This is a genomic window from Phenylobacterium aquaticum (assembly GCF_022695515.1).
Classification (GTDB): domain Bacteria; phylum Pseudomonadota; class Alphaproteobacteria; order Caulobacterales; family Caulobacteraceae; genus Phenylobacterium; species Phenylobacterium aquaticum.
Map to the genome: position 1 here is coordinate 1 of NZ_JALDPT010000082.1, position 3,818 is coordinate 3,818.

Sequence of the window (3,818 nt, forward strand, 5' to 3'; positions counted from 1 at the left end):
TGCTCGGGCAGCGCCCACTAGACCTCCGTGCGTGAGGCGGGGCCGGCGGCGCGCGACGCTGGGGAGGTCAGGACCATGGCGGCCGCCAGAACGAACAACCCGCGAAACATCGACACACTCCTGACGAACCCCACAGCAGCGCTTGCAGCCGGGGCAAGCAGTGTCAACGCGACGTGGGGTTGCGAAGGCGCGGTCGGCGCGTTCTGCCGCCTTCTTGATGAGGCTGGCTGATGTTCGATCAACCCCCGCCATGGCTCGACATGACCGGGGACTGTTCGATCAGCGCCCTTGCGGCGGGCGGGCGGTTGGTCTCATACGAGAGCCCCCCGAATCGACGCATTTTCCAGCCATGTCCAAGGCCCCTCCCCAAGCTTCCCTGTTCGACACCGCCCTGAACCCCGCCCCGGTCGCGCCCTTGGCGGAGGCGCATGAGCCCGTGGTCGAGGCCGCCGCGCCCAGGACCGGCGGCTATTCCGCCAAGGACATCGAGGTCCTGGAGGGGCTGGAGCCTGTCCGCAAGCGGCCGGGCATGTACATCGGCGGCACCGACGAGCGCGCCCTGCACCACCTGTTCGCCGAGGTGCTGGACAACGCCATGGACGAGGCCGTCGCCGGCCACGCCAAGCTGATCGAGGTCAGCCTCGACGCCGACGGCCGCCTGACGGTCAAGGACGACGGCCGCGGCATCCCCGTCGACCCGCACCCCAAGCACCCGGGCAAGTCGGCGCTGGAGGTCATCATGACCGTCCTGCACTCCGGCGGGAAATTCTCCGGCAAGGCCTATGAGACCTCGGGCGGCCTGCACGGCGTCGGCGTCTCGGTGGTCAATGCGCTGTCCGAGCATGTCGAGGTCACGGCCTGGAAGGACGGGTTCGAGTGGCGCCAATCCTTCACCCGCGGCAAGCCGATCGGCGGCATCGAGAAGCTGGGCCCGTCCAAGAAGCACGGCACGGCCATCAGCTTCATCCCCGACCCCATCATCTTCGGCGAGGGCGTGGCCTTCAAGCCGGCCCGGCTCTACCGCATGGCCCGCTCCAAGGCCTATCTGTTCGGGGGCGTCGAGATCCGCTGGAAGTGCGATCCGGCCCGGATCCATGACCAGACCCCGCCCGAGGCCACCTTCCGCTTTCCCAACGGCCTGGCCGACTTCCTGGCCGAACGGGTCAAGGACATCGAGACCGTCACCCCCGAGCCCTTCGCCGGCCGCTTCGAGCGCAAGGGCGAGGCCGGCAAGGTCGAATGGGCGGTCACCTGGACGCCGGCCGGGTTCGGCGAGGCCGACGGCTTCATGCAGTCCTACTGCAACACCGTACCGACGCCTGAGGGCGGAACGCACGAGGCCGGCCTGCGCGCGGCCCTCACCCGCGGGCTTAAGGCCTATGCCGAGCTCTCGGGCGAGAAGCGCGGCGGGCTGATCACGGCCGAGGACGTCATCGCCCAGGCCGGCGCCCTGGTCAGCGTGTTCATCGCCAACCCCGAATTCCAGGGCCAGACCAAGGAGCGGCTGTCCAGCGCCGACGCCCAGCGCCTGGTGGAAGCCGCCCTGCGCGACCCCTTCGACCACTGGCTGACCGCCCAGCCGAAGTCGGCCAGCGCCCTGCTCGCCTTCGTGATTGAACGGGCCGAGGAGCGGCTGAAGCGCCGGAAGGACAAGGAGGTCGCCCGCGCCTCGGCGACCCGCAAGCTGCGCCTGCCCGGCAAGCTGGCCGACTGTTCCGGCAACGCCATCGACGGGGCCGAGATCTTCCTGGTCGAGGGCGATTCCGCCGGCGGCTCGGCCAAGCAGGCCCGCAACCGCAAGACCCAGGCGATCCTGCCCCTGCGCGGCAAGATCCTGAACGTGGCCTCCGCCTCGACCGACAAGACCGGCGGCAACAAGGAACTGGCCGACCTGATGCTGGCGCTGGGCGTCCAGGGCGGGTCGAAGTTCAAGGAAGAGGACCTGCGCTATGAGCGTGTGGTCATCATGACCGACGCCGACGTGGACGGGGCGCACATCGCGAGCCTCCTGATCACCTTCTTCTACCGCACCATGCCCGACCTGATCCGGGCCGGGCGGCTCTATCTGGCCCTGCCCCCGCTCTATCGGATCAGCCATGGCGGCAAGAGCATGTACGCCCGCGACGAGGTCCATCGCGACGAGCTGCTGGCCACCGAGTTCAAGGGCAAGAAGCCGGAGATCGGGCGGTTCAAGGGTCTTGGCGAGATGATGCCGGCCCAGTTGAAGGAAACCACCATGGATCCGGCCAAGCGGACGCTCGCGCGGGTCACCCTGCCGCGGGCCGAAGAGCTGGTGCAGGATCTGGTCGAAACCCTGATGGGCCGCAAACCGGAACTGCGTTTCCGCTTCATCCAGGAAAACGCCGAATTCGCGGTGGCCGACCTGGACGTCTAGTTGAACGCCCAATCGCGAGGCGACGACAGCTTGCGAGGGCCGCAGCCGGGCCGGGCGAACAACTAGATTCTCTAACGCGTTGACTTGATATCCCCAGCCCCTATCTTCCGCCGCGCGTGACGATCGCCGTTCGCGCCGCCGCGGTTGGCGAGCCCTCATGGGCGAACCGCCGCCCCCCATTAGCGCTTGATGACAGAATTTTCAGAACTGGGCCTTTCGCCCGCGACTCTTCAGGCCGTGGCCGACACCGGCTACACGACCGCTACACCTATTCAGGAACAGGCCATTCCGGTCGCTCTGGCCGGCAAGGACGTGCTGGGCATCGCCCAGACCGGCACCGGCAAGACTGCGGCCTTCACCCTTCCGATGATCGACCGACTGGCCGCCGGCCGGTCCAAGGCGCGCATGCCGCGCTCGCTGGTGATCGCGCCGACGCGCGAACTGGCCGACCAGGTCGCCTCGTCCTTCGAGAAATATTCCAAGGGGCAGAAGCAGAAGCTGTCCTGGGCCCTGCTGATCGGCGGGGTCTCCTTCTCCGACCAGGAGCTCAAGCTCGACCGCGGGGTCGACGTGTTGATCGCCACGCCTGGCCGTCTGCTGGACCATTTCGAACGCGGCAAGCTGCTCTTGACCGGGGTGCAGATCCTGGTGGTCGACGAGGCCGACCGGATGCTCGACATGGGGTTCATCCCCGACATCGAACGCATCTTCAAGCTGACGCCCGCCAAGAAGCAGACCCTGTTCTTCTCGGCGACCATGCCGCCCGAGATCACCCGGCTGACCAAGCAGTTCCTCAATGATCCGGTGCGGATCGAGGCGACCCGGCCGGCCACCACCGCCACCACCATCACCCAGCACATCGTGCGGCTGCCGACCTCCGATCCCAAGGCCAAGCGCACCGCGCTGCGCATGCTGATCGGCGCCGACGACGTCCGCAACGGCATCGTGTTCTGCAACCGCAAGTCGGAAGTGGACATCGTGGCCAAGTCCCTGAAGACGCACGGCTTCGACGCCGCGCCGATCCACGGGGACCTGGACCAGCAGACCCGGATGCGCACGCTGGAAGCCTTCCGCAAGGGGGAGCTCAAGCTGCTCTGCGCCTCCGACGTCGCCGCTCGCGGCCTGGACGTTCCGGACGTGAGCCACGTCTTCAATTACGACGTGCCGCACCACGCCGACGACTATGTCCACCGGATCGGCCGCACCGGCCGGGCGGGCAAGCTCGGCAAGACCTACATGATCGTCACCCCGGCCGATGCGAAGAACATCGACAAGGTGATCAAGCTGATCGGCTCCACCCCGCAGGAAGTGGTGCTGGAAGGCGTCGACTTCGCGGCGATCAAGGACGAGCGCCGCGACGACCGCAAGGGCGGCCGCGAGCGCGGCGGCGACCGCGCCGGTGGCCGCAGCCGCGGCCGTGGCG

The 3,818-nt window shown here is 68.0% G+C and carries 2 protein-coding genes; both read left to right on the forward strand.

The window, feature by feature from the left end:
* The first annotated feature begins 349 nt into the window (after positions 1 to 349).
* Positions 350 to 2,395 (forward strand): DNA topoisomerase IV subunit B, encoded by a 2,046-nt coding sequence (gene parE, locus MQH10_RS26140; RefSeq protein ID WP_242566895.1) that lies wholly within the window; start codon positions 350 to 352, stop codon positions 2,393 to 2,395.
* Positions 2,396 to 2,584: 189 nt separating this feature from the next.
* Positions 2,585 to 3,818: DEAD/DEAH box helicase (locus MQH10_RS26145; RefSeq protein WP_242566896.1), on the forward strand; the 1,234-nt coding region annotated here is incomplete at its 3' end.

What these genes read in the sequence shown, in the direction of transcription:
- parE (WP_242566895.1), top strand. Translation starts at nt 350, where the DNA reads ATGTCCAAGGCCCCTCCCCAAGCTTCCCTGTTCGACACCGCCCTGAAC.